Origin of the sequence: Aeromicrobium tamlense (assembly GCF_013408555.1) — a bacterium.
Lineage (GTDB): Bacteria > Actinomycetota > Actinomycetes > Propionibacteriales > Nocardioidaceae > Aeromicrobium > Aeromicrobium tamlense.
The window spans coordinates 2,768,029-2,795,019 of record NZ_JACBZN010000001.1; the positions used below are offsets into that span (position 1 = coordinate 2,768,029).

At 71.2% G+C, this 26,991-nt stretch carries 24 protein-coding genes and 1 riboswitch; of the genes, 4 read left to right on the top strand and 20 right to left on the bottom strand.

Annotated elements, in window-relative coordinates; translation table 11 throughout:
• Positions 1-3: 3 nt before the first annotated feature.
• From BJ975_RS13610 to BJ975_RS13625, 4 genes are read right to left on the bottom strand one after another with little or no spacing between them, the layout of a single operon-like run.
• Positions 4-1,884, bottom strand: a complete 1,881-nt coding sequence (locus BJ975_RS13610) for a hypothetical protein (protein WP_179426826.1) — start codon at positions 1,882-1,884, stop codon at positions 4-6.
• 52 nt (positions 1,885-1,936) lie between these two features.
• Positions 1,937-2,725: an SDR family oxidoreductase gene (locus tag BJ975_RS13615; protein ID WP_179426828.1), complete on the bottom strand. Its 789-nt coding sequence runs from the start codon at positions 2,723-2,725 to the stop codon at positions 1,937-1,939.
• Complete coding sequence (locus tag BJ975_RS13620; protein ID WP_179426830.1) at positions 2,722-3,942, bottom strand: acyl-CoA dehydrogenase family protein; 1,221 nt, start codon at positions 3,940-3,942, stop codon at positions 2,722-2,724. The genes BJ975_RS13615 and BJ975_RS13620 overlap by 4 nt, the downstream gene beginning before the upstream one ends.
• Positions 3,943-3,945: 3 nt before the next feature.
• Positions 3,946-4,404, bottom strand: coding sequence for a MaoC family dehydratase (locus BJ975_RS13625; RefSeq protein ID WP_179426832.1), 459 nt, complete (start codon positions 4,402-4,404; stop codon positions 3,946-3,948).
• 145 nt (positions 4,405-4,549) lie between these two features.
• On the opposite strand from BJ975_RS13625, the gene BJ975_RS13630 reads away from it, so the two are divergent.
• Entirely contained in the window at positions 4,550-5,263 is a 714-nt protein-coding gene (locus BJ975_RS13630; RefSeq protein WP_179426834.1) for a class E sortase, read from the top strand.
• An 86-nt stretch (positions 5,264-5,349) separates the two neighbouring features.
• On the opposite strand, the gene BJ975_RS13635 is transcribed toward BJ975_RS13630, so the two are convergent.
• The 16 genes from BJ975_RS13635 to BJ975_RS17310 all read right to left on the bottom strand — a co-directional run bounded on the left by BJ975_RS13635 (position 5,350) and on the right by BJ975_RS17310 (position 21,771).
• Positions 5,350-5,847 carry a hypothetical protein gene (locus BJ975_RS13635; RefSeq protein WP_179426836.1) on the bottom strand — a complete coding sequence of 166 codons (498 nt, stop codon included), beginning with the start codon at positions 5,845-5,847 and terminating at the stop codon, positions 5,350-5,352.
• Positions 5,844-6,377, bottom strand: a complete 534-nt coding sequence (locus tag BJ975_RS13640; protein WP_179426838.1) for a hypothetical protein — start codon at positions 6,375-6,377, stop codon at positions 5,844-5,846. The genes BJ975_RS13635 and BJ975_RS13640 overlap by 4 nt, the downstream gene beginning before the upstream one ends.
• The gene (locus BJ975_RS13645; protein WP_179426840.1) at positions 6,374-7,648 is read right to left on the bottom strand and encodes an MCE family protein; all 1,275 of its coding nucleotides are present in this window, start codon (positions 7,646-7,648) and stop codon (positions 6,374-6,376) included. Before BJ975_RS13645 ends, BJ975_RS13640 begins: the two co-directional genes overlap by 4 nt.
• Positions 7,645-8,751: an MCE family protein gene (locus BJ975_RS13650; RefSeq protein WP_179426842.1), complete on the bottom strand. Its 1,107-nt coding sequence runs from the start codon at positions 8,749-8,751 to the stop codon at positions 7,645-7,647. The genes BJ975_RS13645 and BJ975_RS13650 overlap by 4 nt, the downstream gene beginning before the upstream one ends.
• On the bottom strand, positions 8,751-9,959 hold the full coding sequence (locus BJ975_RS13655; RefSeq protein ID WP_179426844.1) for an MCE family protein: 1,209 nt from the start codon (positions 9,957-9,959) through the stop codon (positions 8,751-8,753). Before BJ975_RS13655 ends, BJ975_RS13650 begins: the two co-directional genes overlap by 1 nt.
• A 2-nt stretch (positions 9,960-9,961) precedes the next feature.
• The gene (locus BJ975_RS13660) at positions 9,962-10,951 is read right to left on the bottom strand and encodes an MCE family protein (RefSeq protein ID WP_179426846.1); all 990 of its coding nucleotides are present in this window, start codon (positions 10,949-10,951) and stop codon (positions 9,962-9,964) included.
• Positions 10,942-12,027 carry an MCE family protein gene (locus tag BJ975_RS13665; RefSeq protein WP_179426848.1) on the bottom strand — a complete coding sequence of 362 codons (1,086 nt, stop codon included), beginning with the start codon at positions 12,025-12,027 and terminating at the stop codon, positions 10,942-10,944. Before BJ975_RS13665 ends, BJ975_RS13660 begins: the two co-directional genes overlap by 10 nt.
• Entirely contained in the window at positions 12,027-13,337 is a 1,311-nt protein-coding gene (locus BJ975_RS13670) for an MCE family protein (RefSeq protein ID WP_179426850.1), read from the bottom strand. The genes BJ975_RS13665 and BJ975_RS13670 overlap by 1 nt, the downstream gene beginning before the upstream one ends.
• Entirely contained in the window at positions 13,337-14,164 is an 828-nt protein-coding gene (locus BJ975_RS13675; protein ID WP_179426852.1) for an MlaE family ABC transporter permease, read from the bottom strand. The genes BJ975_RS13670 and BJ975_RS13675 overlap by 1 nt, the downstream gene beginning before the upstream one ends.
• A gap of 1 nt (position 14,165) precedes the next feature.
• Complete coding sequence (locus BJ975_RS13680; protein ID WP_179426854.1) at positions 14,166-14,945, bottom strand: MlaE family ABC transporter permease; 780 nt, start codon at positions 14,943-14,945, stop codon at positions 14,166-14,168.
• The gene (locus tag BJ975_RS13685) at positions 14,942-15,922 is read right to left on the bottom strand and encodes an ABC transporter ATP-binding protein (protein WP_179426856.1); all 981 of its coding nucleotides are present in this window, start codon (positions 15,920-15,922) and stop codon (positions 14,942-14,944) included. The genes BJ975_RS13680 and BJ975_RS13685 overlap by 4 nt, the downstream gene beginning before the upstream one ends.
• Positions 15,923-15,980: 58 nt before the next feature.
• The gene (locus BJ975_RS13690) at positions 15,981-16,970 is read right to left on the bottom strand and encodes a DUF6801 domain-containing protein (RefSeq protein WP_179426858.1); all 990 of its coding nucleotides are present in this window, start codon (positions 16,968-16,970) and stop codon (positions 15,981-15,983) included.
• Positions 16,971-17,087: 117 nt separating this feature from the next.
• On the bottom strand, positions 17,088-17,762 hold the full coding sequence (locus BJ975_RS13695) for an energy-coupling factor transporter transmembrane component T family protein (protein ID WP_179426860.1): 675 nt from the start codon (positions 17,760-17,762) through the stop codon (positions 17,088-17,090).
• Entirely contained in the window at positions 17,759-19,108 is a 1,350-nt protein-coding gene (locus BJ975_RS17170) for an ABC transporter ATP-binding protein (RefSeq protein WP_179426868.1), read from the bottom strand. Before BJ975_RS17170 ends, BJ975_RS13695 begins: the two co-directional genes overlap by 4 nt.
• A gap of 3 nt (positions 19,109-19,111) precedes the next feature.
• A complete protein-coding gene (locus tag BJ975_RS13705) occupies positions 19,112-19,711 on the bottom strand; it encodes an ECF transporter S component (protein ID WP_179426870.1) in 600 nt (199 codons plus the stop codon).
• Positions 19,701-19,810: riboswitch (TPP riboswitch) on the bottom strand. It overlaps the preceding gene by 11 nt.
• 74 nt (positions 19,811-19,884) lie before the next feature.
• The gene (locus BJ975_RS17310; protein WP_179426872.1) at positions 19,885-21,771 is read right to left on the bottom strand and encodes a DUF6801 domain-containing protein; all 1,887 of its coding nucleotides are present in this window, start codon (positions 21,769-21,771) and stop codon (positions 19,885-19,887) included.
• A 145-nt stretch (positions 21,772-21,916) separates the two neighbouring features.
• Here BJ975_RS17310 and BJ975_RS13715 point away from each other — a divergent pair, with 145 nt between their 5' ends.
• From BJ975_RS13715 to BJ975_RS13725, 3 genes are all read left to right on the top strand, one after another.
• Positions 21,917-22,462, top strand: coding sequence for a DUF4916 domain-containing protein (locus tag BJ975_RS13715; RefSeq protein ID WP_179426874.1), 546 nt, complete (start codon positions 21,917-21,919; stop codon positions 22,460-22,462).
• A gap of 13 nt (positions 22,463-22,475) precedes the next feature.
• Positions 22,476-23,642 carry an MFS transporter gene (locus tag BJ975_RS13720; protein ID WP_218845939.1) on the top strand — a complete coding sequence of 389 codons (1,167 nt, stop codon included), beginning with the start codon at positions 22,476-22,478 and terminating at the stop codon, positions 23,640-23,642.
• Between the two features lie 94 nt (positions 23,643-23,736).
• A complete protein-coding gene (locus BJ975_RS13725; RefSeq protein WP_179426876.1) occupies positions 23,737-26,985 on the top strand; it encodes a heterodisulfide reductase-related iron-sulfur binding cluster in 3,249 nt (1,082 codons plus the stop codon).
• Positions 26,986-26,991 lie beyond the last annotated feature (6 nt).

Genomic DNA, 26,991 nt, shown 5'->3' on the forward strand with positions numbered 1-26,991 from the left:
GCGTCAGCGGCGGACCTTCAAGGTGGCCGTGTACGTGCCCGAGAGGACGCCCGGGCCGACGAGGCCGCCGCGACGCTCGGACGCGCCCTTGGACTTGCCGACCTTCCAGGCCCAGCCGGCGGCGACCACACCGCGGTCGGCCGGGATCAGCGCGTCGAGCTGCGCCACGAGCTCGGAGAAGCTCGAGGGGCCATCCTCCTCGTCGTCGAAGCCGGGGCACCAGATCTCGCCGTCCTCGTCGATCTCGCAGTCGTCCATCGACGGCTGCGCGAGCGCGGAGTAGGCGATCTTGGCGCGACCCTTGGCGTTCTTGCCGATCACGAACTTCTTCGCGGGGCCGGTGCGCGTGCCCTGGGGGCGGCCGTTCACGTACTCGCGGTAGACGGGGCGCACGGTGACGCCGCGGCCGGCCTTGACGCTGCTGCCGTGCGCCTTGACCCACTTCCCGCCGACCCAGCGCTGCGCGCCGGCGAAGCGGTAGTCCACGGCCTTCGCGCTGCGCAGCGTGAGGTGCGAGGTGATGCGGGTGATCGTGACGTCGGCGAGGTCGGTGCCCAGCAGGGTCGCGACGTCGCTGCCGACGCTGCCGGCCAGCTGGTCGCCGAGCTCGCCGCGGTCGGCGTAGACCTGCACGTTGGCGACGCTGCCCGTGCGACCGCCGCGCAGGCGGTAGTCGATGCGCCACACGTGACGCGCGGTGCCGATCCCGAGGTTGTCGAGCGTGTCGACGGCGGCGTACGCGGGCGCGTAGCCGGCGGCGAAGGCCGCGAGGTCGGGGTTGACGACCGTGCCGCCGTACGTGCCGATGCGCTGGCCGGAGGGGTTGTAGACGTGGGTCGTGACCGGGAAGCCCTTGATGACGCCGAGCTCGCCGCGGATCGCCGCGTAGCCGTCGTGCGTGATCGTGCCGATCTGCTGGCCGACCCGCGAGACCTGCTTGTACGAGCCGACCAGGCCGGTCGAGGAGGGGACGATGAGCGCCGTGTCGGCGTTGTGGATCGACAGCGAGGTCTCGCCGGCGAAGTCCATCGGGTGACCGAACGCCCACACGGTGTTGCCGCAGATCGCGGTCACGGTGCCGACGCCGCCGGAGAACAGGTCGCCGGTGGAGTAGCCCACGGCGATGTTGCCGCCGGGCACGAGCGGCTCGGCGATGCGCGAGGGCGACGCGACCGAGGCGAATCCGCCGGCTCGGGCCGAGCGAGCGGCGGCCGACGAGCCCGGAACGCGCGCCAGGGTGCGGTTGGCCAGGGCGTTGGTCTTGGTGCCGCCCGCGACGACCTTGCGGGTCTTCAGCAGCGGGAGGGTCTCTCCGGCGAGGCGCTTCTCGGTGGCCCGCGAGGCGCCCGCGAGCGAGGACCGCGTGATGGACACGCGCGACGGGGCGAGGCGGTCGACGCCCGACTTCTTCATGAAGTCGGCGGGGGTGACGCCCGCGATCGGGAGGTTGTCGGCGTTGAGGCCGTACGCGACGGCGCCGATCAGGCGCCCGTCCTGCGCGTAGACGGGCGAGCCCGACATGCCCGACCAGATGCCCGCCGCGGGATTGCCGGTGTCGATGCCGGCGCCCGAGAGCTCGAACAGCAGCATGTCGACGCCCTGGCCGAGCGCGTCCTCGAGGTGACCGACGTACTCGCCGGTGAACTCGACGGGCTGCGTGCCCTTGACGACCGTGAGGCCGGTCACCGGCTCGCCCTCGGCGAACGCGGTGGCCTCGTCCTGCGTGACCATCGGCTGGCTGCCGTCGGAGCAGAAGGCCGCGGGCGCCGCGACGGCGGGCGTGGCGGGGGCGACCAGCGCGGTCGCGGCCACGCCGCTGAGCGCGGCGGCGGACAGCCAGCGCAGGATGGGACGGTTCATCGAGTACCCCCGAGAGTCGGACATGAGTCACCGGATCGTATCGGGTGAGAGCCGACTCCCGGGGGTGATACGAGAATCAGCCTCCGAGCGACGTCCGGAATCGCTGCATGCCCGACAGCCAGTGATCGGTGTCCTGCGCCTTGCGGGCGTACATCGTGCCGACCGACTCGTGCGGCAGCGCGAGGAAGCGGCCCTCGTCGATCGCCTCGAGCAGCACCCGCGCGGCCTCCTGCGGCGCGAGCGTCTCGCCGGCGGCCGCGACCGACCCGTGGGCCAGTCGCGCGTCGGGCTCGGTGGCGGTCTCGCCCGCCTCGGCCATCGGCGTCGCGACCCCCATGGGGCACAGCGCGGCCACCTGGACGCCTCGGTCGCCGTAGGTCGCGGCGAGCCACTCCGCGAAGCCCACCGCGGCGCGCTTGGACACCGAGTAGGTCGGCGAGCCCAGCTGGGTCAGCAGGCCCGCGGCGGACGCGGTGACCGCGAAGACGCCGGGCGACTCCACGCTCCACCGCGGCACGAGAGCCCGAGCGGCGCGCACGTGTGCCATGACGTTGACGTCGAGCGACAGCGACCAGTCGAACTCGTCGGCGTCGAGGCCGAAGCCTCGGAAGATGCCCGCGTTGGCGACGAAGACGTCGACCCCGCCGAGCTCGGCGTCGGCCTGCTCGATGAGGGCCGCGACGCCCGCCTCGGAGGCGACGTCACCGGCGAACCACGGCTGCCCGAGGCGCTCTCCGGCCTCGGCGACGCGCTGCTCGTCGAGGTCGGCCAGGAGCACGCGGTCGCCGCGCTCGACGAGCGCCTCCGCGATCGCCAGGCCGATGCCGCCCGCAGCACCGGTGACGACACACCTGCGCGCGCTCATCGGACACCCTGACGCTTGAGCTCGGCCTTGGCGAGCGAGTTCTTGTGGACCTCGTCCGGACCGTCGGCGAACCGCAGCGTGCGGATGCCGGCGTACATCTCGGCCAGCGGGAAGTCCTGGCTCAGACCGCCGCCACCGTGCGTCTGGATCGCCTTGTCGAGGATCCACTGCACCGTGCGGGGCGTGGCGATCTTGATCGCCTGGATCTCGGTGTGGGCGCCCTTGTTGCCCACCGTGTCCATCAGCCAGGCGGTCTTGAGCACCAGCAGGCGCAGCTGCTCGAGGCGCACGCGCGACTCGGCGATCCAGTCGCGGATGACGCCCTGGTCGGCCAGCGGCTTGCCGAACGCGGTGCGGTCCTGCGCGCGCTGGCACATGAGCTCGATCGCGCGCTCGGCGATGCCGATCGACCGCATGCAGTGGTGGATGCGGCCGGGCCCGAGGCGCGCCTGGGCGATCGCGAAGCCGTCGCCCTCGCCCGCGATGAGGTTCGTCACCGGGACGCGCACGTCGGTGAACCGCAGCTCGGCGTGGCCGCCGTGGTCGCGGTCGTGGTAGCCGAACACGTGCATCCCGCGCACGATCTCGAGGCCGGGGGTGTCCCGCGGCACGAGGATCTGCGACTGCTGGCGGTGCCGTGCCGCCGTGGGATCGGTCTTGCCCATGACGATGAAGACCTTGGCGTTCGGGTTCATCGCCCCGGTGATCCACCACTTGCGGCCGTTGATGACGTACTCGTCGCCGTCGCGCACGATCGAGGTCTCGATGTTCGTCGCGTCGCTCGAGGCCACGTCGGGCTCGGTCATCGCGAACGCCGAGCGGATCTCGCCGGCCAGCAGCGGCTCGAGCCACTGCTTCTTCTGCTCCTCGGTGCCGAACTCGTTCAGCACCTCCATGTTGCCGGTGTCCGGCGCGGCGCAGTTCGTCGCCGGCGGGGCCAGCTGGATGCTGCGGCCCTGGATCTCGGCCAGCGGGGCGTACTGCAGGTTGGTCAGGCCTGCGCCGCCCTCACCGGGCAGGAACAGGTTCCACAGGCCCCGCTTCTTCGCCTCCGTCTTGAGGTCCTCGACGACCGGCGGGATCGACCAGTCGTCGTTCCGGTAGTTGGCCTCGATCTGCTCGTGCGCGAGCGGCTCGGCCGGGTGGACGACCTCGTCCATGAAGGACTGCATCTGCGCGATGAGGTCCTGGGTCCTCTCGTCGAAGGCGAAGTGCATGGCTCAGGCCTCGGCCATCACGTAGACGACCTCGGCGATGCACGCCGGCTTCTCGACGCCCTCGATCTCGACGACGACGCTGACGATGGCCTGCGTGCCGATCTTGATGTCCTGCGTCTCCTTGAGGGTGGCCGTGGCGCGCACCTTGGAGTCGACCGGCACGGGGTGCGGGAAGCGCACCTTGTTCGCGCCGTAGTTGACGCCCATGACGACGCTCTTGACCGAGTAGATCTGCTCGGTGAACACCGGCAGCAGGCTCAGGGTGAGGTAGCCGTGGGCGATCGGCTTGCCGAACGGGCCCTTCGCGGCGGCGTCGGGATCGACGTGGATCCACTGGTGGTCGCCGGTGGCGTCGGCGAAGAGGTTGATCTTGTCCTGGGTCACGGTGACCCACTCGCTGGTGCCCAGCTCCTGGCCGGCGGCGGCCTTGAAGTCGGCGAGGGTCTCGAACTCACGGGTCATCGGGGTCTCCTGGATCACTAAGCGCTTGCTTAGTCAGCACCGTATCGTGCGTCCTCGGTCACGGGCAATGGGACCGGCGACCTCGCGCGTCCGGGTTCCGGCGACTCGATTGTCCGGTGGCCGCCCAGGTGTGACACTCAGTTGCATGAACGCCCCCGCCGGCCCGCCGCGCCGCGAGCGCCCCGAACTGCGGCCGACCCCGCAGCTGCGGCCGCTGCGACTCGTGGCGAGCGTGCTGACGGTCGTCCTCGTCGTGGGCCTGGGCTGGGCCGCCTGGACCTACATCGGCACCAACGTCGTCGCGAAGCAGCGCCAGGGCGACATGGCCGTGGCACTGGCCGACGACTGGAAGGGCAACCGCAAGGGCGACGCCACCCGCGACGAGATCCGCATGGGGCAGGTGTTCGCGGTGCTGCGCGTGCCGCGCCTGGGCGAGGACTTCGAGGTCCCCGTGGTCGCCGGCATCGACGACACCGCGCTGACCTCGGGCGTGGGCTGGTTCACCGACACGCAGCGGCCCGGCCAGCCGGGCAACTTCGCCGTGGCCGGCCACCGCGTGACGAACGGCCAGCCGTTCAAGGACTTCCCCGACCTGCGCGCCGGCGACCTGGTCGAGGTCGAGACCCGCACGCACGTCTACACCTACGAGCTGCGCAACTCCGGCACGGACACGATCGTCGACTTCACCGACATCTGGGTCGTCCAGCCCGTGCCCGAGGAGGCCAGGGAGTCGAGGACCCAGAAGTCCCGGGCCCGCCCCTCCGAGTCACTGCTGACCCTCACGACGTGCTCGGAGATCTTCCACACCGACGACCGCTCGGTGGTCTTCGGCGAGCTGGTCAGGACCGAGCACGTCTGACCCGCGCGCGTCCCGAGATGTGCTCCATTTTCCACGTCTCAGGTGGGCTGAAACGTAGAAGAAGGAGCACATCTCGGGGCAGGCGGTCAGCTGGTGGTGAGGTCGTCGACGAGCCAGTCGCCGTCGACCTTCTTCATGGAGATCACGACCGAGAGGGCCGCGGGCGAGCCGGGCTTGCCGGCGATCGTGCGGTTCTGGTCGACGAACGCGAGCAGGCGCACCTTCGAGGTCGAGCACTCCTGCCCGCACTCGAGCGCCGCGATCGTGCGGACCGTCGCGATGACGTCGATCTGGCGCTGCTGGGCGGTGGAGACCAGTTGCGGCGTCAGCTCGGAGTACTGGTCGGCGAACGACTCGGTCATCACCTCGGTGGCCTCGTCGAGGTCGTCGGCTATCGACGCGTGGCGGTAGCCGAGCATCCGCGGGATGGCGTCGGTGGCCGCGGCCGCGGCGTCGTCGCGGGCGTCCTGCTGGTCCTGCGCCGAGGCCTCGGCGCGCTGCACGACGAGGACGGACACGAGGGCGAACACCACGGCCACGACGGCGAGGGCGACCAGCACGGCGCGACGGGACGGGCGGGTCATCGGCCCTCCTCCTGCGACTCGGGCGCCTCGGTGGGCGCGGTCTCGACCGCGACGTTGGCGAAGTTGTCGACGAGCCACGTGTCGCCCTCGCGGACGAGCGAGACGCGCCAGCGCAAACGTGGCTGGCCGTACTGCACGCTCTCGGGCGCGGTGGTGACCGTGATGGCGGCCAGCGCCTCGGCGCTGTCCCCGTCGATGCTGTCGATCGCGACCTGCTCGACCTTGCCCTTCGAGACGATCTTCGTGTCGGCGAACCGCGACAGCAGGTCCTGCGTGGAGAGCTCGAACTGCTCGGCGAGGTCGTCGGTGAGCAGCGGCGTGACCTTCTCGACGTAGGGGTCGAGGTCGGCCACGTCGTAGGTGTTGATCGAGGTCGCGAACCGCTCGGTGGCGGCGCGGACGTCCTGGCGCGCGGCCGTGTCGGCCGACGCCGGGACCTGCGGACCCCGCGCCAGCAGCCAGGCACCCGCCGCCACGGCGACGAGAGCCACCACCACGAGGGCCGCCGTCACGAGGCGACCGCGACTCACCGGGCGACCGCCGGACCGAGCATCATCCACTTCCAGGACTCCTCACCGAGATCGAGGGCCTGCGGGATCGTCGCGGCCTCGTCGTTCGACGCGAGCGTCCGCGTCGCCACATCGTACGTGCCGAGCACCGTGCCGGCGCCGGATTCCGAGGAGGACGAGGACGACGTGGCGCCCCCTCCCCCGGACTTGCCGCCGCGCGGCGTGGCCTTCGAGCACGTCCACGAGCGGTTCCACTTCTCGACCGTGCGGTCGTAGGGCGTGCGCTGGCGGGCGTCGGGCTTGTAGCCCGGCAGGCAGGGCTCGTTCGCGGGCTGCAGCGACAGGCTCAGCCGGGCCGCGTACTGGCCCGTGCGCGAGTCCTTCGTGATGATCGAGTACGCGCTCTCGATGCCGTACGGCGCGATCACCAGCACGCCGCGGACTCCGTCGAGCCGGGTGGCCACGACCTTGTTCACGGTGATGGCGTCGTCGAGCAGCGCGGCGATGTCGTCGGCGTTCTCGTCGATCAGGGCGCGCAGGGACTTCGCCGCCGGTGCGCCGGAGTCGATCACGGTGCGCAGGTCGGCGTCGGAGCTGCGCACGGCCGTGGTGAGCCGGCTCAGGTTCCGCGCGAACGCCCGGATGTCGCTCTGGGAGTCCACCTGCGTGCGCAGCACGGTGTTGGAGCTGCGGATCAGCGCCGCGGTGACCTCGTACTTCTGGTCGGCCTCGGTGATGAACGAGCTGGACGTGTCGATGATCGTGCTGAGGTCCTGCGAGGAGCCCTCGAACGCCGTGCCGAGCTCGGTGATGACCGTGCTGAGGTCGTCGGCGTCCACCGAGGACAGCAGCGCGCTGACGTTCGTGAGCAGGGTGCGGGTGTCGATCGGCACCTGCGTGCGCTCGCGCGCGATCACGTCGTCGGCCTCGAGGAAGGGGCCTCGGTCGGTGCGCGGCTGGAAGTCGAGGAACTGCTCGCCGACGGCCGAGCGGTTGGCCACGACGACGTCGGAGTCAGCGGGGATCTCGGGCGCGTCGCCGTCGATCCGGACCTCGACCTTCACGCCGTCGCCGTCGAGCCACATGTCGGTGACCCGACCGACGCTCACGCCCCGATAGGTGACGTCGGCGGTCGTGAAGATGCCGCCGGACTCGGCCATCTGCACCGTGACCTTGTAGCCGCTGCCGAACAGGCGGTCGACGTGCGCGTAGTTCGCGCCGATGTAGGTCATCAGCACGAGGGTGCCGGCGAGGAAGAGCGCGAGCTGCACGCGGACCTTGCGGGTGATCACGGCGCCACCACCGACTTCGCCAGCACGCCCGACACGTCGTCCTCGCGCAGGGCTTCCTTCAGCGCCTGCCGCTCGGCGTCGGTCATCAGCCCGACCGTGGTCGAGAAGTCGGTGTTGAAGTCCAGCGACACGTTGAGGAAGTCGCCCATCTGGTACTTCTTCGCCTCCTGCGGCGTCTCACCGAGCAGCGAGTCCGGGAACGGGAAGGTGGGCAGCACCTCGAGCGAGGTGATGAGCGCGTCGCCGGCCGAGCCGAGGTTGTCCAGGATCGGCGCGAGCGCGCGCAGGTCGGCCGTGACCGCGGTCTTGCTCTTGACGATCACGTCCGTTCCCACGGCGCCGAGCTCGGACAGCGCGTCGAGCATCTTGACGAGGTTGGCCCGCTGCTGGTTGACCGTGGTGAGCGCGGCCGGCAGGTCGTCGAGTGCGGCGTCGATCGCCTGCTTCTGCTCGTTCGTGCTCTTCGCGAGCCGGTCGATCTGCTCGATCGCGGCCACGATGTCCTCGCGCGAGTCGTCGGCGACCTCGAGGAACTCGTCGAGTCGACGCACCAAGGTGCGCATGTCCGACTCGCGGCCCTTGAACGCGGTGCCCAGCTCGCGGCTGATGACCTGGGCCTTGCCGAGCGCTCCGCCGTTGAGCACGAGCGAGACCGACGCCAGCACGGCCTCGATCTCGGGCGCGTTGCCGGTGCGCGCCAGCGGGATCAGGTCGCCGTCGCCGAGGCGTCCGACCTCGCCGCCACCCTCCTCCGGGGGCGCGAGGGACACGAACTTCTCGCCGAGGATCGAGGTCTGGCGGATCGACGCGACGGCCTGGTCGGGCAGCACGACGTCTCCGTTGACCTTGACCGTGACCTTCGCCTTCCAGCCGTCGAGCTCGACCTTCGTGACGCGGCCGACGGACACGTCGTTGACCTTGACGGCGCTCTGCGGGACGAGGTCGAGCACGTCGGCGAACTCGATCGTGACCGAGTAGGGATCGTCGCCGAGGTCGGCTCCACCCGGGAGCGGCAGGTCGCCGACGCTGGAGACGCAGCCCGAGACGAGGGCCAGCGACCCCACGACGCCCACGAGGGCGACCCGGGTCCGGATCGTGCGCATCACGCCACCCCCATCAGGTAGGAGAGGGACTCCTCGGTGGAGGAGCCGGCCGGCGGGGCCTGGGCCGCGGGGGCGGCGTCGGCATCGCTGCCGGTCGCCTTCGCCTGGTCGGCGAGGAAGCCGACGAGCTGGCCCACGGCGTCGCAGGCCTCCTTGTACTTGGCGTCCTCCTGCGTGCTCAGGGAGCAGTAGGCCGACACGTAGAAGCTCTCGGTGAGGACGGTCATCCCGCGCGAGGTGGAGCCCTTGATCGAGCCGCGGGCGTCGAGGGTGCCCGTGGTGGGGTTGTAGGCCATCGCGAGGTTCGACAGCGCCTTCGGGCCCTGGTCGAGGATCTTCGCCAGGTCCTTGCGCTGCTCGGCGAGGTTCTTCGTGACGTCGCTGAGCCCGGAGACGTTGCGGCGCAGGACGCTGCGGTTCTCCTCCACGTAGCCCTGGACCTGCTGCAGGGCCCCGGCCAGCTCGCGCACGGCGAGCTGGAGGTCGTCGCCCTCGGCGGCCAGGATGCCCGAGACGTCCTCGAGGCTGGAGTTGAAGCGGCGCACGCTGGAGTCGTTGGCCTCGAGCGCGGAGACGAACCGCTCGATCTGCTCGATCGAGGTGAAGAACTCGTCCTTCGTGCCGTCGACCGTGGTGCCCAGCTTCGCCAGCGCCTCGATGCTCTCGCGGATCTCGGCACCCTTGCCGTCGAGACTGTCGGCCGTGCTGGAGACGAGCTCGCTGACGGCGCCGTCCTCGTTCAGCCCGTCGGGGCCGAGCGTGGTGGCGACGTCGTCCAGCGCGGCGAACGTCTCGTCGAGCTCGGTGGGCGTGCCCGTGCGCGACTGGTCGAGGTGCGAGCCGTCGCGCAGCGTGGGGCCGCCGGTGTAGGCCGGCGCCAGCTGGACGAAGCGGTCGCCGACCACCGACGGCGACACGATGAGCGCCTTCGCGTCGGCGGGGACGTCGTACGCGGCGTCCCACGAGATCAGCGCCCGCACGGTCTGGCCGCGCGGCGTGATCTTCTCGACCGTGCCCACGTCGACGCCCAGGATGCGCACCTTCGAGCCTTCGTAGAGCGACACCGTGCGGTCGAAGTCGACCGTGACCGTGTTCGTGCCCGATCGCGTCACCGCGGCGACGGCGGCCGCGCCGACCAGGACCAGGCACAGCAGGGCCGCGCCGATGGCGACGGCGGGGCGGGAGAGACTCCGGAGACGCTCGCTCATGCTCACAGCCCTCCCGGCACGCCGAGGATGCTCAGCAGGTTGTAGATGTACGAGTCCAGCCACGGGCCGCTCGAGCCGTTGTTGGCGACCATCGCGTAGTAGGCCGGCAGCTGGTCGATCGCGGCGTCGATGTTCTTCTCGTTCTTCCTCAGGACGTCGACCACCCCGGCCAGGCGCGTGAGCGCGGGCTTGAGATCCCCGCGGGTGTCGGTGACGAGCGTCTCGATCTCGTTGGACATGCGCGTCACGTTGACCAGCACGGCGTGGATCGCGTCGCGGCGGCTGCTCAGGGCGTCGAACAGCACCGAGCCGTCCTCGAAGAGCTTGACGAACTCCGTGTTCCGGTCGGCCAGCACCGCCGAGATGCCGTCGACGTTCTTCAGCAGCGTCTCGAGCTCCTCGTCGCGCTTGGCCAGCGTGTTCGACAGGGCCGTGACGCCGGTGACGGCGCTGCGGAACTCCTCGGGCGTCTTGGACGCGACGTCGTTGATGGTCTCGAGCGCCTGCGCCAGCTGCTCCTGGTCGACCTCCTGCGTGGTCTCGGTGAGGCCCGAGAACGCCTGGACGATGTCGTAGGGAGCCTTCGTGCGCGAGGCCGGGATGACGGCGCCCTTCGCGAGGGTGCCGGAGCCGTCGGGCTCGAGGCTGACGTACATCGTGCCGAGCAGCGACTTGATGCGGATCGAGGCGCCGGTCTGCGTGCCGAGCCGGTCGCGGTCGGACTTCACCCGGAAGACGACGCACACCTTGTCGCCGTGCAGCTGCAGGTCGGAGACCTCGCCGACGCGCACGCCGGCGAGGCGGACGTCGTCGCCCTTCTTGAGGCCGCCGACCTCGGTGAACTCCGCGGCGTACTTCGCGCCGCCGCCGACGATGGGCAGGCTCGCGGCCTGGCTGGCGCCGAACAGCATCGCGGCGATGATGGCCAGCGAGATCGCGCCCACGACCACGGGGTTGCGCTCGCGGATCGGCTTCATGTCCTTCAGCGGCATCGACTCACCCCTGCTCCGGTCACGGTGACGCGCTTCGTGGTCTTGAACGGACGCGCCTGCTCCCATCCCGGCACACCGTTCAACGACGGCACCTTCCCGTTGACCCCGATGTCGCAGACGAAGAAGTTGAAGAACGAGCCGTACTGGCCCGTGCGGCCGATCCGGTCGATCTTGATCGGCAGGATCTGCAGCGTGCGGTCGAGATCGCGCCGCGCCTGCTTCGTGCCGATCTTCGAGGTGAGCTGGCGCAGCTCCTTGATGTCGGCGGTGATCGCGGGGCCCGTGTCCTCGAGCAGGCCGGCCGTCTCGCCGGTGAGCACCGAGATGTCGTCGAGCGAGCCGGTGAGCACGTCGCGGTCGTCCTTCAGGCCGGTGATGAGCTGCTGGAGGGTGGAGATCGCCGAGGACAGCTCGGTGTCGCGCTCGTTGAACGAAGTCAGCACGACCGTGAGGTTCTCGATGACCGAGCCGATGAGCTCGTCGCGGTCGGCGAGGGTCTGGGTCAGCGAGGCGGTGTGCGACAGCAGCGACTCGACGGTGCCGCTCTCGCCCTGGAACACCTGGATCAGCTCGTAGGCGAGCTGGTTGGTGTCCTCCGGCGACAGCGCCTCGAACAGGGGCTTGAAGCCGCCGAACAGGTCGGTCAGGTCGAGCGCCGGCGTGGTGCGGTCGAGCCCGATCGTCTCGCCCTCCTTCAGTCGTCCGGGCGCCCCGTCGGCGCCCTCGCTGAGGGAGATGTAGCGCTGACCGATCATGTTGCGGTAGCGCAGCGTGGCTTGGGTGGACTGCGTCAGGTCGATGTCGGAGTCGACGCTGAAGGTGACCTCGGCGCTGGTGCCGGAGTGCACCTTCACCTCCGAGACGTTGCCGACGCGCACGCCCGCGATGCGCACGTCGTCGCCCTTCACGAGGCTCGTCACGTCGCTGAACACCGCCTTGTAGGTGACCGTGCGCTCGAACGACGTGTTGCCGATGACGGCGACGAGCAGCGCGGTCATCAGGCCGGTGATGACCAGGAAGGCCATGAGCTTCGCGAACGCGGAGGCCGTCTGGCGGTCCATGCCGGTGCGGGCCATCAGAGCGTCACCTCCGCTCCACGCAGGACGGGACCGAACAGCGGCCGGGCCACGTCGGGAACGTCAGTGGGGTCGACGCCGAGGGCCGTGGCGACGATCGCGTCGATCTGCTCGGCCTCGGCGTCGGTGCCGGCCGGGCTGGCCACCGAGGGCGCGACGAGCGGCGAGCGCTTGCCGAGGTCGCCGCCGATGCCGAACTGCTGCAGCAGGGTGTCGCTCATGCCGGGCGCGGGGCGCTTCGCCGTGTAGGCGGTGCGCGGCAGCGTGGCGCAGCTGGGCGCGAGCGCTCCGGACTTCCCGGCCGTGGGCAGCTCGTAGGCGTCGTCGGCGTCGTAGTCACGCGAGGAGCGCGGGGCGAACTCGATCGACGCGTGCGCCCGGTGGTTGCGGAACGCCCCGTCGATCGCGGGCTTGAGACGGTCGATGCCCTTGAGGACGCACTCGAGCGTGGGCGAGTACTGCGCCAGCAGCTCGAGCGTGGGCCGGGAGTCGCGCGAGAGCGTGATGAAGTCGTCGCCCGAGCGCTGGGCCAGCTTCTCGGCCGAGGTCGCGAACGCGGCGGTCTCGACGAAGAGGGTCTGGAGCTGGGCCCGACGTGCGGTGAGCGTGTTGCCGGTGACCACCGCGTTGCGCAGCGTGGTGCCGATCTCGGGCATGACGTCGGCGTAGGTCTTCGCGGTGTCGCCGAGCAGCGTGACGTCCTCGACGAACTTCGGCGCCAGCGGCGTGATCTTCTGCAGGTAGCCCGACAGCGTCTCGAGGGTCTGGCCGACCTTCTCGCCCTGGCCCGACAGCGCGTCGGACAGCGCCGTGAGGACGTAGGAGAGGTCCTCGGGGTTGAGCGCCGTCAGCAGCGGGTCGAGGTCGGCCAGCAGGGTCTCGACCTCGGACGGCAGCGCGGCCTGGGTGATCTCGTCGCCGGCCTGGATCGGGGTGCCGGCCGACTGCGCCACGGGCTGGAGGTCGATGAACTTCTCGCCGAACAGGGTCTTGGGCACGACGAACGCCTGGACGTCGGACGGGATGACCTGCTGCTGGTCGGCGTCGAGGCGCAGGTGGATGACGGCCTGGCCCTCCTCGGAGGTGATCTCGTCGACGCGGCCGACGATCACGCCGCGCAGCTTCACGTCGGCGTTCGGGTTGAGCTGCAGGCCGACGCCGTTGCTGCGGATCAGGACGGGGATGTCGGAGGAGAACGCCTTCGTGAACACCGCGTACGTCAGCAGCACCGAACCGACGATGAGCGCGACCATGGCGACGCCCAGGCTGCGGACGACGGCGGGGCGGTCGAGGGTGGACACGCGCGCCATCAGCCGGCCAGCCTGACGGTCGTGGTGGTGCCCCAGATGGCCATCGACATCATGAGGTCGGCGACGTTGATGACGACGATCGACGTGCGCACCGCGCGACCCACGGCCACGCCGACGCCCACCGGGCCGCCGCTGGCGTAGTAGCCGTAGTAGCAGTGGATGAGGATCACCAGCACGGCGAACACGAGCACCTTGAAGAACGACCAGAGGACGTCCTCGGGTGGCAGGAACAGGTCGAAGTAGTGGTCGTACGTGCCACTGCTCTGCCCGTAGATCGCCGTGATCGTCAGCCGCGTGGCGAGGTAGGACGACATCAGGCCCACCATGTAGAGCGGGATGATCGCGATCATGCCGGCCAGCACGCGCGTGGTGACCAGGTACGGCAATGACGGGATCGCCATGACCTCGAGTGCGTCGACCTCCTCGGAGATCCGCATCGCGCCGAGCTGGGCCGTGAACCCGCAGCCGACCGTGGCGGCCAGCGCGATGCCGGCCACGAGCGGCGCGATCTCGCGGGTGTTGAAGTAGGCCGAGAAGAAGCCCGCGAACGCGCTGGTGCCCAGCTGCTCGAGAGCGCTGTGGCCCTGCATGCCGACCTCGACGCCGGTGAAGAACGACATCGTGAAGATGACGCCGACGGTGCCGCCGATGACGGCGAGCGAGCCGCGCCCGAACGTGACCTCGGACAGCAGCCGCAGGATCTCGCGCGGGTACCGCGTGATGACGCGCGGCATCCACGCGATCGTGCGCAGGTAGAACGCGAGCTGCAGGCCGAGGTCGTCGAGGATCCCCAGGGGGCGGCGCACGGCGGTCGTCAGGCTGGCCACGTCACAACGCCTTCGCCGGGACGAGCTGGAAGTACAGGGCGCTCATCACGAAGTTCGCCAGGAAGAGCAGCAGGAAGGTGATGACGACCGACTCCATGACCGCTTGGCCGACACCCTGCGGGCCGCCGTCGGCGTGCATGCCCATGTAGGTGGAGACGATCGCGGCGATGAGGCCGAAGACGAGCGCCTTCGCCATGCCCTGGTAGAGGTCGGGCGTCTGCGCGAGCGCGGTGAACGACGCGAGGTAGGCGCCGGGGGTGCCGCCCTGCATCATCACGTTGAAGATGTAGCCGCCCAGCACGCCGACCACGCTGACCAGCCCGTTGAGGAAGACCGCGACGAGCATGCAGGCCAGCACGCGCGGCACGACGAGACGCTGGATCGGGTCGATGCCCAGCACCATCATCGCGTCGAGCTCCTCGCGGATCTTGCGCGCGCCGAGGTCGGCCGCGATGGCCGAGCCGCCGGCGCCGGCCACGAGCAGCGCGGTCGCGATCGGCGCGGCCTCGCGCAGCACCGCGAGCACCGCGGCCGAGCCGACGAACGACTGCGCGCCGAACTGCTGGACGAGGCTGCCGGTCTGCAGCGCCACGACGGCGCCGAACGGGATCGCCACGAGCGCGATCGGGATGATCGTGACCGACGCGATGAACCACGCCTGCTGGATGAACTCGCGCAGCTGGAACGGACGCTGGAAGACGGCGAGCAGCACGTCGGCGCCGAACGCGAAGAGCCGGCCCGCGGTGGCCAACGGCGCGGTGACGCGCTCGCCGAGGCTCATCGGGCACCGCCGATCGACTGGGGCGACGGCGCCGAGAAGCCCGAGCCGTCGTTCAGGAAGGAGCCCGGCGGGGGCACGACGCCGTGGGCCGCGCACCATGCGCCCGGCTCGGCCTGGGTGGCGCGGGGGCGGCCGTCGGACGGGAACAGCTGCAGCGGGATCGGCGGCAGCGGCGGCAGGGTGCTGTGGTCCTCGGCCGCGAGCTCGTCGGCGTCCTTCTCCTCGCTCATGCCGATCGGGCCGACCGTCTGGGCGTTGAGGAACTGGCGCACGGCCGGCTCCTCGCTGGAGAGCAGCATCTCGCGCGGGCCGAACATCGACAGGTGCCGGTGGTAGAGCAGGCCGATGTTGTCGGGCACGGTGCGCGCGGTGTTGATGTCGTGCGTGACGATGAGGAAGGTGGCCTCGGTCTGGGCGTTCAGGTCGACCATCAGCTGGTTGATGAAGGCGGTGCGGACCGGGTCGAGGCCCGAGTCGGGCTCGTCGAACAGGATGATCTCGGGCTCGAGCACGAGCGCGCGGGCGAGACCGGCGCGCTTGCGCATGCCGCCGGAGATCTCGCCGGGCAGCTTCGTCTCGGCACCGACCAGGCCGACCATCGACATCTTCTCCATGACGATGTCGCGGATCTCGGTCTCGTTCTTGCGGGTGTGCTCGCGCAGCGGGAAGGCCACGTTGTCGAACAGGGTCATCGAGCCGAACATCGCGCCGTCCTGGAACAGCACGCCGAACAGCTTGCGGATCTCGTAGAGGTCGCGCTCGCTGCACGTGGCGAGGTCGGTGCCCTCGATGAGGATGTGGCCCTCGTCGGGCTTGATGAGGCCGATCAGGGCCTTGAGGAAGACGGACTTGCCCGTGCCCGAGGGGCCCAGCATCACGCTGATCTGCCCGGCGGGCAGCGTCAGCGAGACGTCGCGCCAGATCGTCTGGCTGCCGAAGGCCTTGGTCAGCCCTTCGACGCGAACTTCGACACCCATCTGGGCTCCTTCACAGGGGGACGGAACCCGCGGGGCGGGTACCTGGAGGAACTGGTGGTCAGCGGCCGGTGCGCCGCAGCCTCACAGCGAGGCCGATCCGCAGCGCCACCAGTACGGCGAGCGCGGCGCCCAGGAGCGGACCGAACGAGGAGCCGGTGGCCGGCAGCGCCTTGGTCTCGGCCGAGGCGGAGGCGACCGCGGCATCGTCGCCGGACCCGTTCTCGTCGAATGCGTAGTCGTCGTCGACGGCGGTCTCCTCGTCGGGGGTGACGGGCTCGATGACCTCGGGGTCCTCGCCGTCGCCGGTTCCACCACCGCCGCCGCCACCGCCACCGCCGTCATCCTCGGCGGGCGGGAGCGGGCACTCGACCGCGGTGCAGCCGGCGCCGATCGGGATCGTGCCGATCACCCGGGCCGCGGCGTTGTCGCTCTGGCGGACGCACTTGAGCTCGGCCTCCGAGACCGAGCCGAGCACCGGCGGGTCCATGACCGAGTCGAGGAAGAAGGTCTTGGGCATCTGGACGTAGATGAGGCCGTTCTCGGCCGTCGACGGCACGTCGATCGCGGCGACCGTGCCCGCGGCCGGGATCGTGAGCTCGGCGCCCGTCCGGATCTGCACCCAGTCGGCCTGGAGTCCGCTGACGGGCTCGTTGCGGGTCTCGAGGACCTCGCCGCCCGGGGCCACGGCCTGCAGGACGACGTCGGAGCGCGAGGTGCCGCGCACCCGGCGGACCTCCATCTTCGTGTAGAGGTGGTCGACCAGGTCACGCGAGAGGATCAGGCTCAGCGTGGTGTCGGTGGCGGGCACCGTCGCCCCCGCCTGGACGCTGTCCGGAAGGTCGGTCTCGGCGGTCACGTAGAACTGGTAGTGACCCTCGAGCGTGGAGTTGATGATCGGGTTGGTGGCCTGGCACTCGTAGCCCACGCGCTCGACGCCGGCGGGAGCCGCGCTGGCCGCCGGGGCGAGCTGGGTGACGCCTGCGCCCACGAGCGCCGTCGCGATCGCGAACCGAAGTCCTCGACGTGCAGCTGCGGCGCTCTGGCGCATGGGCTCTCCTCGCTTCAGGTCCACGGTCGTGGGTGTAAACGCCCGTTATGCGGGCAGTGCCGACGACTGTAACCTGAAGTTGCACTGTGACGCAAGACACCTTTCAACGGTGGTGCGTCAGAGGCCCATGAGACGCATCCCCGCCGGCACGAGAGCTAGGATCACGGCTCCGACGAGGACGCCGACATCGGCACGGGACCACGTGGCGGCCTCGGCCCACGTGCGACGGTGCGCGGTCGCGAAGCCGCGCGCGTCCATCGCGATCGACGTGCGCGTCGCCTCGCGGATCGTGTGCACGAGCAGCGCGAACGCCATCGACCACGGCCGCACCTTGAGCCCCCGGGCCCGGCGCGTCCGCTCCAGGTCGTGCCACGTGCGCCACGAGCCGCTGACCCGCTGGAGCGCCGCCGACAGGGCGGCGGCGAAGCGCCCCGGCACCTTGAGGCTCTGGGCCAGGTAGTCCCCCAGCCGCGCGACGTCGACGTAGCCCACCGCCACCGCTCCGGGCCACGCCAGCACGAACGTGCGCAGGCCGGCGACGAGGGCGACCTCGGCGTCGCGACCGCCCAGCAGCCACGTGGACCAAGCGACGCTCGCCATCGGGATCAGCACGAGCAGCAGGCAGACTGCCGGGTACTTCCACGACGGCACCGTGAGGACCGCGGCGAGCACCCAGAGCGACACCGCGACGACCGCGATCGGCAGCGTGCGGATCGCGGGCGAGCCGAGGGCAGCCGCGACGCCGATCCCGATCAGGACCAGCGGGTTGAGGCGCGTGAGCAGGCCGGTCACGCCACCACCTCCCCGGCGCGCAGCAGGACCTCGCGGTCGCGCGGCAGGTCGGGGTCGTGGGTGGCGACCGCGACCGTCACGCCGTGGCGCGCGGCCGAGCCGAGCCAGCCGGCCACGAGCGCCCAGGCGTCGCGGTCCTGGCCCACCGTGGGCTCGTCGGCGAGCAGCAGTCCGGGACGGTGCGCCGCGGAGGCGGCCAGTGCCAGCCTGCGCTGCTCGCCGCCTGAGAGCCGGTAGGGGTGGTCGTCGCCGCGCCCGGCGAGGCCGACGGCCTCCAGCAGCGCCTCGACGTCGACCGCGCGGCCGAGCGCGCGCGGCGTGGCCTCCAGCTCGTCGCGGACCGTGGTGGCGACGAAGCCGAGCTCGGGGTCCTGGGGACACCAGCCCAGCCCGCGCGGCGCGTCGACGACCCCCGAGACCGGCTCGATGAGACCGCCCAGGACCAGCAGAGCCGTGGACTTCCCGGCGCCGCTCGGCCCGACGAGCGCGGTGAGGGTAGCCGGCTCGAGCGCGAGCGTCAGCCCCGAGACCGCGCGCGTACGCTCCGAGCCACGCAGGCCCCGGGTCACCTGGTCGACGACGAGGTCGGTGACGCGCACGTGCGCAGGCTCCACCGGAGCCAGCAGCTCGCCGGGGACCTCCAGGGGAACGGGGGCGGGGCGCCCGGGCATCCACAGCGCGTCCGGCACGGCCGCGGTGCGGAACTGCGCGACCGAGCCGTCGAAGACCAGGCGACCGGCGTCCAGCACGACCACGCGGTCGACGTGGTCGAGCCACGGCTCGAAGCGGTGCTCGACCACCACGAGCGAGCGGTCGCCGACGACCGCCAGGACGGCGTCGCGGACGACCTCGACCAGCGCGGGGTCGAGCATCGAGGTCGGCTCGTCGAGGAGCAGCAGGTCGGGCTCGGTGGCCAGTGCGCCGGCAAGCGCGAGCCGGTGCCGCTCACCGCCGGACAGCGCACTGGTGAAGCGGTCGCGGTCGTACGGCAGCCCCACGGCGTCGAGCGCCGCGTCGACCCGCCGCCAGATCTCGTCGCGCGGCAGGCCGAGGTTCTCGGGACCGAACGCGACGTCGCGCCCGACGCGGTCGGCGACGATCGAGGCCGACGGGTTCTGCGTGACCATGCCGATCCGCCCGTCGACCTCGACCGACCCGGACGCGTCCCCCACGAGCGTCGATCCCAGCGCACCGGCGACGGCGTGGAGCGCCGTGGACTTTCCGCTGCCGCTGGGGCCGACGAGCAGCACCCGCTCGCCCCGCTCGATCCTCAGGTCGAGCCGGTCGAGGGCGGGCCGCCGCCCGTGGAGGGGCGTCCAGGTGAAGTCGCGGAACGCGATCGTCACGCGCTACGGCCGCCCGGAGGGAAAGGAGTCCAGGGCGCCCGCCTTCGCCAGCGACCGCACGAGCAGCCAGCCGCCGAAGCCGGCGATGACGACGCCGGAGGTGGCGAGGAAGCCCAGGTGCAGCAGGCGCCACTGCAGGTCCCAGTCGGGGAAGTAGTACTTCCACTCGTAGAACGCCTCGAGCACGCCCGACAGGGCGCCGCCCAGGACCGCGGTCAGCAGGTCGAAGCGGCGGTAGAGGAACAGCGCGAAGATCAGCTCGGCGCCGAGCCCCTGCACGACGCCCGAGATCAGGACGGTGCTCCCCCAGGACGTGCCGCCCAGGACCAGCATCGACACGAGCGCGGCGATGAACTCGGTGGCGAACGCGGCGCCGGGCTTGCGGACGATGAGGCCGCCGACGACGCCGGCGATGAGCCACATGCCGCCCAGGAGGGCGGCCGCGGGCTTGAAGCCGACCGCGGCACCGAGGTCGATGACGTCGTAGAACTTCCCCCAGCCCCAGAAGACGACGCCGAAGGCGACGCCGAGCATCGCGATCGTGACGAGGTCGATCGTGCGGTAGCGGGTGGGACGAGTCGTGGAGGTGACGGCAGAATTCATGATGACTCCCTTCGCCGGTGCTAACCGGAGCAGGTTCAAGGGTCTGCGGCTGTTCCGCACTCTCAGCGCCCTCTGCATGGCGCTCCCCTGTCGTGGTGCTGCCAGCCTAGCCCGCACGGGCCGGGCACGGCAGCGGGGGCGGACCCGAGGATCCGCCCCCGCTCACTCCTGCGTCAGCTGCGACGCGTGCGGCGGCGCAGCACCAGGGCCGCTCCTCCGGCGAGCACCAGGACGCCGCCGAGCAGCGCGGCGCTCACGGCCGGACCGCCGGTCGCGGCGAGGTAGCCGTCGCTGACCCAGTCGTCGTCGGTCGTGTCGGCCGCGGCGTCGGCGGGCAGGATCTCGACCGGGACCGAGGCGATCACCTCGCCGCGGCTAAGCACCACGACGTCGTGCGAGCCGGCGGGCGCGTTGGTCGGGATGCGCACCGACACCTCGCCCGAGGTGGGCACCACCTTCGTGCCCATCGGGATCGGGTCGGAGCGCAGCTCGAACTCGAGCTCCTTGCCGATCCAGTTCGACCCGAAGGCGAAGGTGATGGTGTCGCCGGGCGACAGCACGTCGTCGCTCAGCAGCTCCACCGCGTCGGGGTCCTCGTCGTCGCCCGGGCCGGTCGTCGGAGCCGTGGTGGGCTCACCCGTGGGCTCGGTCGTCGGCTGCGTGGTCGGCGCGGTCGTCGGCTGGCTGGTGGGACCCGTGGTGGGCTCCGGCTCGGCGTCGCCGACCGGGATCGAGCCCAGGCCGAGCTCGTCCGGGCCCGCGCAGGTCAGGTTCGACGGGACGGTCGAACCGTCGGCCTTGTGGATCGTGGCCTGGATCGTGAACGCCTCGGGCATGCCCAGGCGGACCGAGGTCTCGGCGTACTCCGGGACCGTGATCTCGGGGACCGTGCCGGTGGCGGGGATCAGCCAGGGCTCGTCGGCGACCTGCGGGATCGGCGTGCGCGCCGACTTCAGGTCCTGGATCGCGACGGTCTGGGTCTGGCCGCCCGTGGTCAGGGTGATCGACGAGTCCGTCGAGCCGCCCTCGGCCTCACGGCCCTGGAGCAGCATCGCGGTGGACTGCCGCAGCAGCTCGGGCAGGGTCAGGGTGATGTCGACGCCGCGCGAGGAGATGACGTCGCCGACCTGGACCCGCGACGGGATCGTGGTCTCGGCCAGGACGCCGATCGCGTGCGAGCCGAGGTCGAGTCCGCCGGCCGTGACGCGGCACGTGTAGTCGAAGCGCTTCGACAGGTCGACGTCGTCCGCCGGCGGATCGGTCGGGGTCGTGGTGGGAGTAGTCGTCGGCTCGCTCGTCGGCTCCGTCGTCGGCTCGCTCGTCGGCTCCGTCGTCGGCTCGCTCGTCGGCTCCGTCGTCGGCTCGCTCGTCGGCTCCGTCGTCGGCTCGGAGGTCGGGCCGGTGGTCGGCTCGCTGCCCGCGGTGACCGCGATCGTGCCGAGCGACAGGTCGCCGGGGCCCGCGCAGGTCAGGGTCGACGGGACGGTCGAGTCGTCGGCCTTGTAGATGGTGGCGGCGATCGAGAAGGTGCTCGGCATGCCCAGGACGACCGAGCCGGTCGCCGTGGCCGGGGTCGTGATCTCGGGGACCGTGCCCGACGCCGGGATCGTCCACGGCTCGTTCGCCGTCTGCGGGATGGGCGTGCGCGGCGACCCGAGGTTCGGGATCGGGACGCTCGTGGTCTCGCCGCCCGTCGTCAGGGTGACGGCCGAGTCGGTGGACTCGCCGTCGGCCTCGCGGCCCTGCAGCAGCATGGCCGTGGACTGACGCAGCAGCTCGGGCATCGTGAGCGTGATGTTCACCGTGCGCGGCGCGATCACCTCGCCCGGGGAGACCGACTCGGGCGCCGTGGTCGACGCGAGGACGCCGATCACGTGCTCGCCGAGGTTCAGCCCGCCGGCCGTCACCTGGCACGTGTAGTCGAAGGACTTCTCCAGCTCCACGTCGGCGGCCGAGGCGGGCGAGACGAGCCCGACTCCGACCACGGCCGCGGCGGCCAGGGCGGCCGCCGACGAGCCTGCGGCGACGAGGCGCTGGGATGTTCGGGACGTGCGGATCACGGGCGAGCCTTCCTCCGGCAGACCCGTCCCCTGAGACGGACGGGCCTTGTGATGTGGCTCACCCTAAGTGCTGTAACTCCCAGTGACAACCCGTGTTCACGTCCGCGTCCGCTGCCGACAGCCAGGGATCCACCACAATGGGCGCATGCCCTCCGTGCGCACCCCCGACCCGAACCCCGGCTGGCTCTCCGACTTCCAGCTCGAGGAGACCCGGTCCCGCGTCCCGATCCTCTACGTCGAGGCGATCCCGGTCCGACTGGACAGCCTCGGCCAGGTCGAGCAGGTCGGCCTGCTGCTGCGCGGCTCCCCCACCACCGGCACGATGGCGCGCTCGTTCGTCTCCGGTCGCGTGCTGCACGGCGAGCCGATCCGCTCCGCCCTGATGCGCAACCTCGAGAAGGACCTCGGCCCCACGGCGTTCCCGCAGCTGCCGGCCGACATCGTGCCCTTCACGGTCGCCGAGTACTTCCCGATCCCCGGCGTCACGCCGCTGTACGACGCGCGCCAGCACGCCGTCGCGCTGGCCTACGTCGTGGCGGTCACCGGCGAGTGCGACCCGCGCCAGGACGCGCTCGAGCTCTCGTGGCTGACTCCGCAGGAGGCGTTCAGCCCCGCGATCCTCGACGAGCTCGAGGGTGGCCGCGGCGTGCTGCTGCAGCAGGCGCTGGCGCACGTGGGCGCTCTCGGATGACCCGCGCGCGGAGGTGACGCGCCGCCCGAGCCCCTGGCTCATGCTGGTCGCGGCGATGATCGCGCAGGTCACCGCGACCGCCGTGGTCAGCACGCCGCTGCTGCTGATCCCGCACCTGCACCTCGACGAGGGCGTCCCCCTCGTCGCCACCGGCGCGCTCGCCGCCGCCCCGACCGTCGGCACCCTGCTCACCCTCGTGGCGTGGGGCGCGATCGTCGATCGCGTGGGCGAGCGGATCGCGCTGACGTCCGGCCTCGCCCTGCTCGTCGTGGGCAGCGCGGTGGCCTGGTCCGGCGCCCGCGCCGACGACGTGGTCGTGCTCGCGCTCGGCTTCGGCCTGTGCGGCGTGGCCGCGGGCAGCTCCAACTCCGCCAGCGGCCGGCTCGTCGTCGGCTGGTTCCCCGCGCATCGCCGCGGTCTCGCGATGGGCATCCGCCAGACGGGTCTTCCCCTCGGCGTCGGCGTGGCCGCCCTCGTCGTCCCCGCCGGCGTGCAGTCGTGGGGCGTCGCGCCGATCGTGCTGGGCTGCCTCGTCGTCTCGGCGGTCGCCACCGTGTTCATCGCGCTCACCGTCGTGGACCCGCCGGCGCTCGCGACGGAGGGCACGGACCCCCGCGCCAACCCCTACCGCGGCGACCGGCGCCTCGTGCGGATCCACGGAGCCTCGGCGCTGCTCGTCATCCCGCAGTACGCGGTGTGGACCTTCATGCTGCTGTGGCTCATCGACCAGCACGGCTGGAGCCCGGCCGCGGCCGGGGCGCTCTACGCGGTCTCGCAGGTGCTCGGCGCGGGCGGTCGCATCGCCGCGGGCTGGTGGTCCGACCGCGTCGGCGATCGCCTCGGCCCCATGCGGCAGGTGGCGGTGGCGGCCACCGTCTCCATGCTGGCGCTGGCCGTGCTCGAGGGATCGCCCGTCGCGATCACCCTGATGGTCGCCGCCATGGTGATCACGGTCGTCGACAACGGCCTGGCGTTCACCGCCGTGGCCGAGATCGCCGGACCGCGGTGGTCGGGGCGCGCGTTCGGCATCCAGAACACGGGCCAGTACCTGACCGCGGCGGCGGTGCCGCCCGTCGTCGGCGCGATCGTCGAGCTCGCGGGCTACGGCTGGGCCTTCGCGGCGGTCGCGGTCTTCCCGCTGGCGGCCATCGCCTGCGTACCCGTTGCTACTCGCAGGTAACATCATCGTACGCCTTTGGCTGGCCTAACTGAGCAGCGCTCTCCGCCGCAGATTAGGGTCAGCACCAACTGCTTGAACCGCGAGAGGAATCGGCATGGAACCGATCAACATCATCGCCGGAGTGATCACGCTGGTCTCGACGGCGTTGGCGGTGTACTACCTGGCGCCCGGGATCAAGCGGATGCTCGGGGTCATCCGCGCCGGAACGCCGGCCTACGGTCGCACCGACAACCCGGCGAGCCGCACGAAGAACATGCTGGTCGAGACCCTCGGCCACACGCGCATGCTCCAGTGGCACTGGGTCGGCCTCCTGCACTGGGCCGTCTTCTTCAGCTTCCTCATCCTCAGCACCGCGGTCGCCACCGCCTACCTGCAGGTCTGGAACCCGCACCTGGTGCTGCCGATCATCGGCCACTTCTTCCTCTTCGAATGGGTCAGCGAGGCCATCGCCTGGCTGGGCCTCATCGGCATCGCGGCGCTCGTCGTCATCCGCCAGCGCAACCACCCGCGCACCCAGGGCCGCCAGAGCCGCTTCTTCGGCTCGCGCTTCGGCCAGGCCTACTTCGTCGAGGCGATGGTCGCGCTCGAGTGCGCCGCCGGCATCCTCATCCGCGGCGCCGAGTACCGTCTGATGAGCCTCGAGGGCGACAGCCACGGCACGTACTTCCACTTCCCGCTGACCGGCTGGATCGGCGACACCCTCTGGTCGGGCCTGTCGGTCACCGGCCTCGAGGTCACGATCACGCTGCTCGCGGTCGTCAAGGTCGTCTCGGCCACCGTCTGGCTGATGGTCATCGGCAAGAACCTCACGATGGGCGTCGCCTGGCACCGCTTCCTGGCCTGGTTCAACATCTACTTCAAGCGCGAGGCCGACGGCGGCACCGCGCTGGGCGCCCTCGTCCCGCTCTACGTCGCGGGCAAGCCGCTCGACCTCGAGACCATGGAGGACATGGAGGAGGAGGAGTTCGAGAAGCTCGGCGTCGGCAAGGTCGAGGACTTCAGCTGGAAGTCCATCCTCGACTTCTCCACCTGCACCGAGTGCGGCCGCTGCCAGAGCCAGTGCCCCGCCTGGAACACCGAGAAGCCCCTCTCCCCCAAGCTCCTCATGATGGGCCTGCGCGAGCACGCGTACGCCAAGGTGCCGCTGCTCGGCGCCGACCCCGAGACCCTCACCGAGGACCAGCAGCGCGAGCTCGAGCGTCCGCTCATCGGTACCGAGGACCTGTTCGGCGTCATCGACCCCGACGTCCTGTGGTCGTGCACGAACTGCGGCGCCTGCGTGCAGCAGTGCCCCGTCGACATCGAGCACGTCGACCACATCGACAACATGCGCCGCTACCAGGTGCTCGTCGAGTCCAACTTCCCCGCCGAGCTCAACAACATCTTCAAGGGCCTCGAGCGCAAGGGGAACCCGTGGGGCATGAACCCGCGCGACCGCATGAAGTGGGCCGAGGACCTCGACTTCGAGGTCAAGCAGGTCGGCGTCGACGTCGAGTCGCTCGACGAGGTCGAATGGCTGTTCTGGGTCGGCTGCGCCGGCGCCTTCGAGGACCGCGCCAAGAAGACCACGCAGGCCGTGGCCGAGCTCCTCGACATCGCGGGCGTCACCTTCGCCGTCCTCGGTGACGGCGAGACCTGCTCGGGCGACTCCGCCCGTCGCGCCGGCAACGAGATCGTCTTCAAGCAGCTCGCGATGGAGAACGTCGCGGTCTTCGAGGAGACCAAGGTCAAGAAGGTCGTCTCGACCTGCGCCCACTGCTTCAACACGCTCAAGAACGAGTACAAGGAGTTCGGCATCGAGCTGGAGGTCGTGCACCACACCCAGCTGCTGAACCGCCTCGTCCGCGAGAAGAAGCTCAAGCCGGTCGCGCCCGCCGCCCCGGCCGCCAAGGTCACCTACCACGACCCGTGCTTCCTGGGCCGCCACAACCAGGTCTACTCGCCCCCGCGCGAGCTGATCGGCGCCACGGGTGCGGACTACGTGGAGATGGACCGCTCCAAGGAGCGCTCCTTCTGCTGCGGCGCCGGCGGCGCCCGCATGTGGATGGAGGAGAAGATCGGCTCGCGCATCAACATCAACCGCACCGAGGAGGCCATCGGCACCGGGGCGGAGCAGATCGCCGTGGGCTGCCCCTTCTGCCGCGTCATGCTGGCCGACGGCCTCACCGCGAAGCAGGCCGAGGACGAGTCGCTGCTCAACGTCGAGGTCCTCGACGTCGCGCAGCTGCTGCTGCAGGCCGTGAAGCGCTCCGAGGAGGACGTCGTGACCGAGGCCGAGGCCCTGGTCGCCGCGGCCGCCGACGAGTCGCACGCCGCGGGTGACGAGCCCGAGGACGCCGAGCCCGGTCCGGAGGCCCAGGCCGATCCCGGCACGCTGACCGACACCGAGTCCGTCGGTGCCGCCGCCGACGCGCACGAGTCGGCCGATGCTCCGACCGGCGCAGGCGACGACCTCGACGACCCGGAGGGCGAGAGCCGCGCCGCGGACGCCGAGATGGCGGCGAAGCACAACATCGCGGTCGACGAGAAGGGCACCGCCGGAGGCATCTTCGAGTCGGGCGACGCGACCCCCGAGGGCGCGCTGGACGCGGAGGGCACCAAGCCCGTCTCCGTGGCCACCGAGCCCGAGGACGAGCCCGCCCAGTCCGATCCGGAGCCCGAGGCGCTGGACGACGCGGTCTCCAAGCCCGAGTTCGACTCGGAGTCCGACGACAGCCCGGCGCTGCACGAGCAGCAGCCCGGACTCGGCCAGCCCGACGCCGACACGGCTGACGCTGCCGAGGTCCCGGCCGAGCCAGAGACCGCCGAGGTCGAGGCTGCCGAGGAGGCGCCGGCCGAGCCGGAGGCCGCCGAGGTCGAGACCGCCGAGGAGGCGCCGCCCGAGCCCGAGACCGAGGCCACGGACGAGGTCGCTGATGAGACTCCCGCTGCCGAGGAGGCTCCCGCCGAGGGCGGTGCCACCGAGGCGTCCGCGGGCGGTCACGAGCAGCCGTCGCTGCTCGATGCTCTCGAGGACGAGCCGAAGGGCCACACGGCCTCGGAGGACGAGCCCAAGCCCGAGCCGCACCCGGAGAGCGGCGACACGACCAACCCCGACGCCGAGTCGGTCGTGTACGACGACTCCGAGCCCGAGCTGCCGGCCGAGAAGCACGCCGAGCCCACCTCCGAGCAGGAGGAGCTGGCGGCGATCACGCCGGTCGAGGACGCTCCGGCGCCCGACCCGGTCTCCGAGGACGCCGCGCCGCTCAGCGACGCGAACCCCTCGGGCGAGGACCTCACCGGCTCCGCCACCGAGGCGGCGGCCGACGAGTCCACGGCCGAGGACGACGACACGAAGGCCTGACAGCCG

Excerpts from the sequence above, each read along its gene's own strand:
- BJ975_RS13610 (WP_179426826.1), bottom strand. The coding sequence starts at position 1,884 with ATGTCCGACTCTCGGGGGTACTCGATGAACCGTCCCATCCTGCGCTGG.
- BJ975_RS13615 (WP_179426828.1), bottom strand. The coding sequence starts at position 2,725 with ATGAGCGCGCGCAGGTGTGTCGTCACCGGTGCTGCGGGCGGCATCGGC.
- BJ975_RS13620 (WP_179426830.1), bottom strand. The coding sequence starts at position 3,942 with ATGCACTTCGCCTTCGACGAGAGGACCCAGGACCTCATCGCGCAGATG.
- BJ975_RS13625 (WP_179426832.1), bottom strand. The coding sequence starts at position 4,404 with ATGACCCGTGAGTTCGAGACCCTCGCCGACTTCAAGGCCGCCGCCGGC.
- BJ975_RS13630 (WP_179426834.1), top strand. The coding sequence starts at position 4,550 with ATGAACGCCCCCGCCGGCCCGCCGCGCCGCGAGCGCCCCGAACTGCGG.
- BJ975_RS13635 (WP_179426836.1), bottom strand. The coding sequence starts at position 5,847 with ATGACCCGCCCGTCCCGTCGCGCCGTGCTGGTCGCCCTCGCCGTCGTG.
- BJ975_RS13650 (WP_179426842.1), bottom strand. The coding sequence starts at position 8,751 with ATGCGCACGATCCGGACCCGGGTCGCCCTCGTGGGCGTCGTGGGGTCG.
- BJ975_RS13655 (WP_179426844.1), bottom strand. The coding sequence starts at position 9,959 with ATGAGCGAGCGTCTCCGGAGTCTCTCCCGCCCCGCCGTCGCCATCGGC.
- BJ975_RS13660 (WP_179426846.1), bottom strand. The coding sequence starts at position 10,951 with ATGCCGCTGAAGGACATGAAGCCGATCCGCGAGCGCAACCCCGTGGTC.
- BJ975_RS13665 (WP_179426848.1), bottom strand. The coding sequence starts at position 12,027 with ATGGCCCGCACCGGCATGGACCGCCAGACGGCCTCCGCGTTCGCGAAG.
- BJ975_RS13670 (WP_179426850.1), bottom strand. The coding sequence starts at position 13,337 with ATGGCGCGCGTGTCCACCCTCGACCGCCCCGCCGTCGTCCGCAGCCTG.
- BJ975_RS13680 (WP_179426854.1), bottom strand. The coding sequence starts at position 14,945 with ATGAGCCTCGGCGAGCGCGTCACCGCGCCGTTGGCCACCGCGGGCCGG.
- BJ975_RS13685 (WP_179426856.1), bottom strand. The coding sequence starts at position 15,922 with ATGGGTGTCGAAGTTCGCGTCGAAGGGCTGACCAAGGCCTTCGGCAGC.
- BJ975_RS13690 (WP_179426858.1), bottom strand. The coding sequence starts at position 16,970 with ATGCGCCAGAGCGCCGCAGCTGCACGTCGAGGACTTCGGTTCGCGATC.
- BJ975_RS13705 (WP_179426870.1), bottom strand. The coding sequence starts at position 19,711 with ATGAATTCTGCCGTCACCTCCACGACTCGTCCCACCCGCTACCGCACG.
- BJ975_RS13715 (WP_179426874.1), top strand. The coding sequence starts at position 21,917 with ATGCCCTCCGTGCGCACCCCCGACCCGAACCCCGGCTGGCTCTCCGAC.
- BJ975_RS13725 (WP_179426876.1), top strand. The coding sequence starts at position 23,737 with ATGGAACCGATCAACATCATCGCCGGAGTGATCACGCTGGTCTCGACG.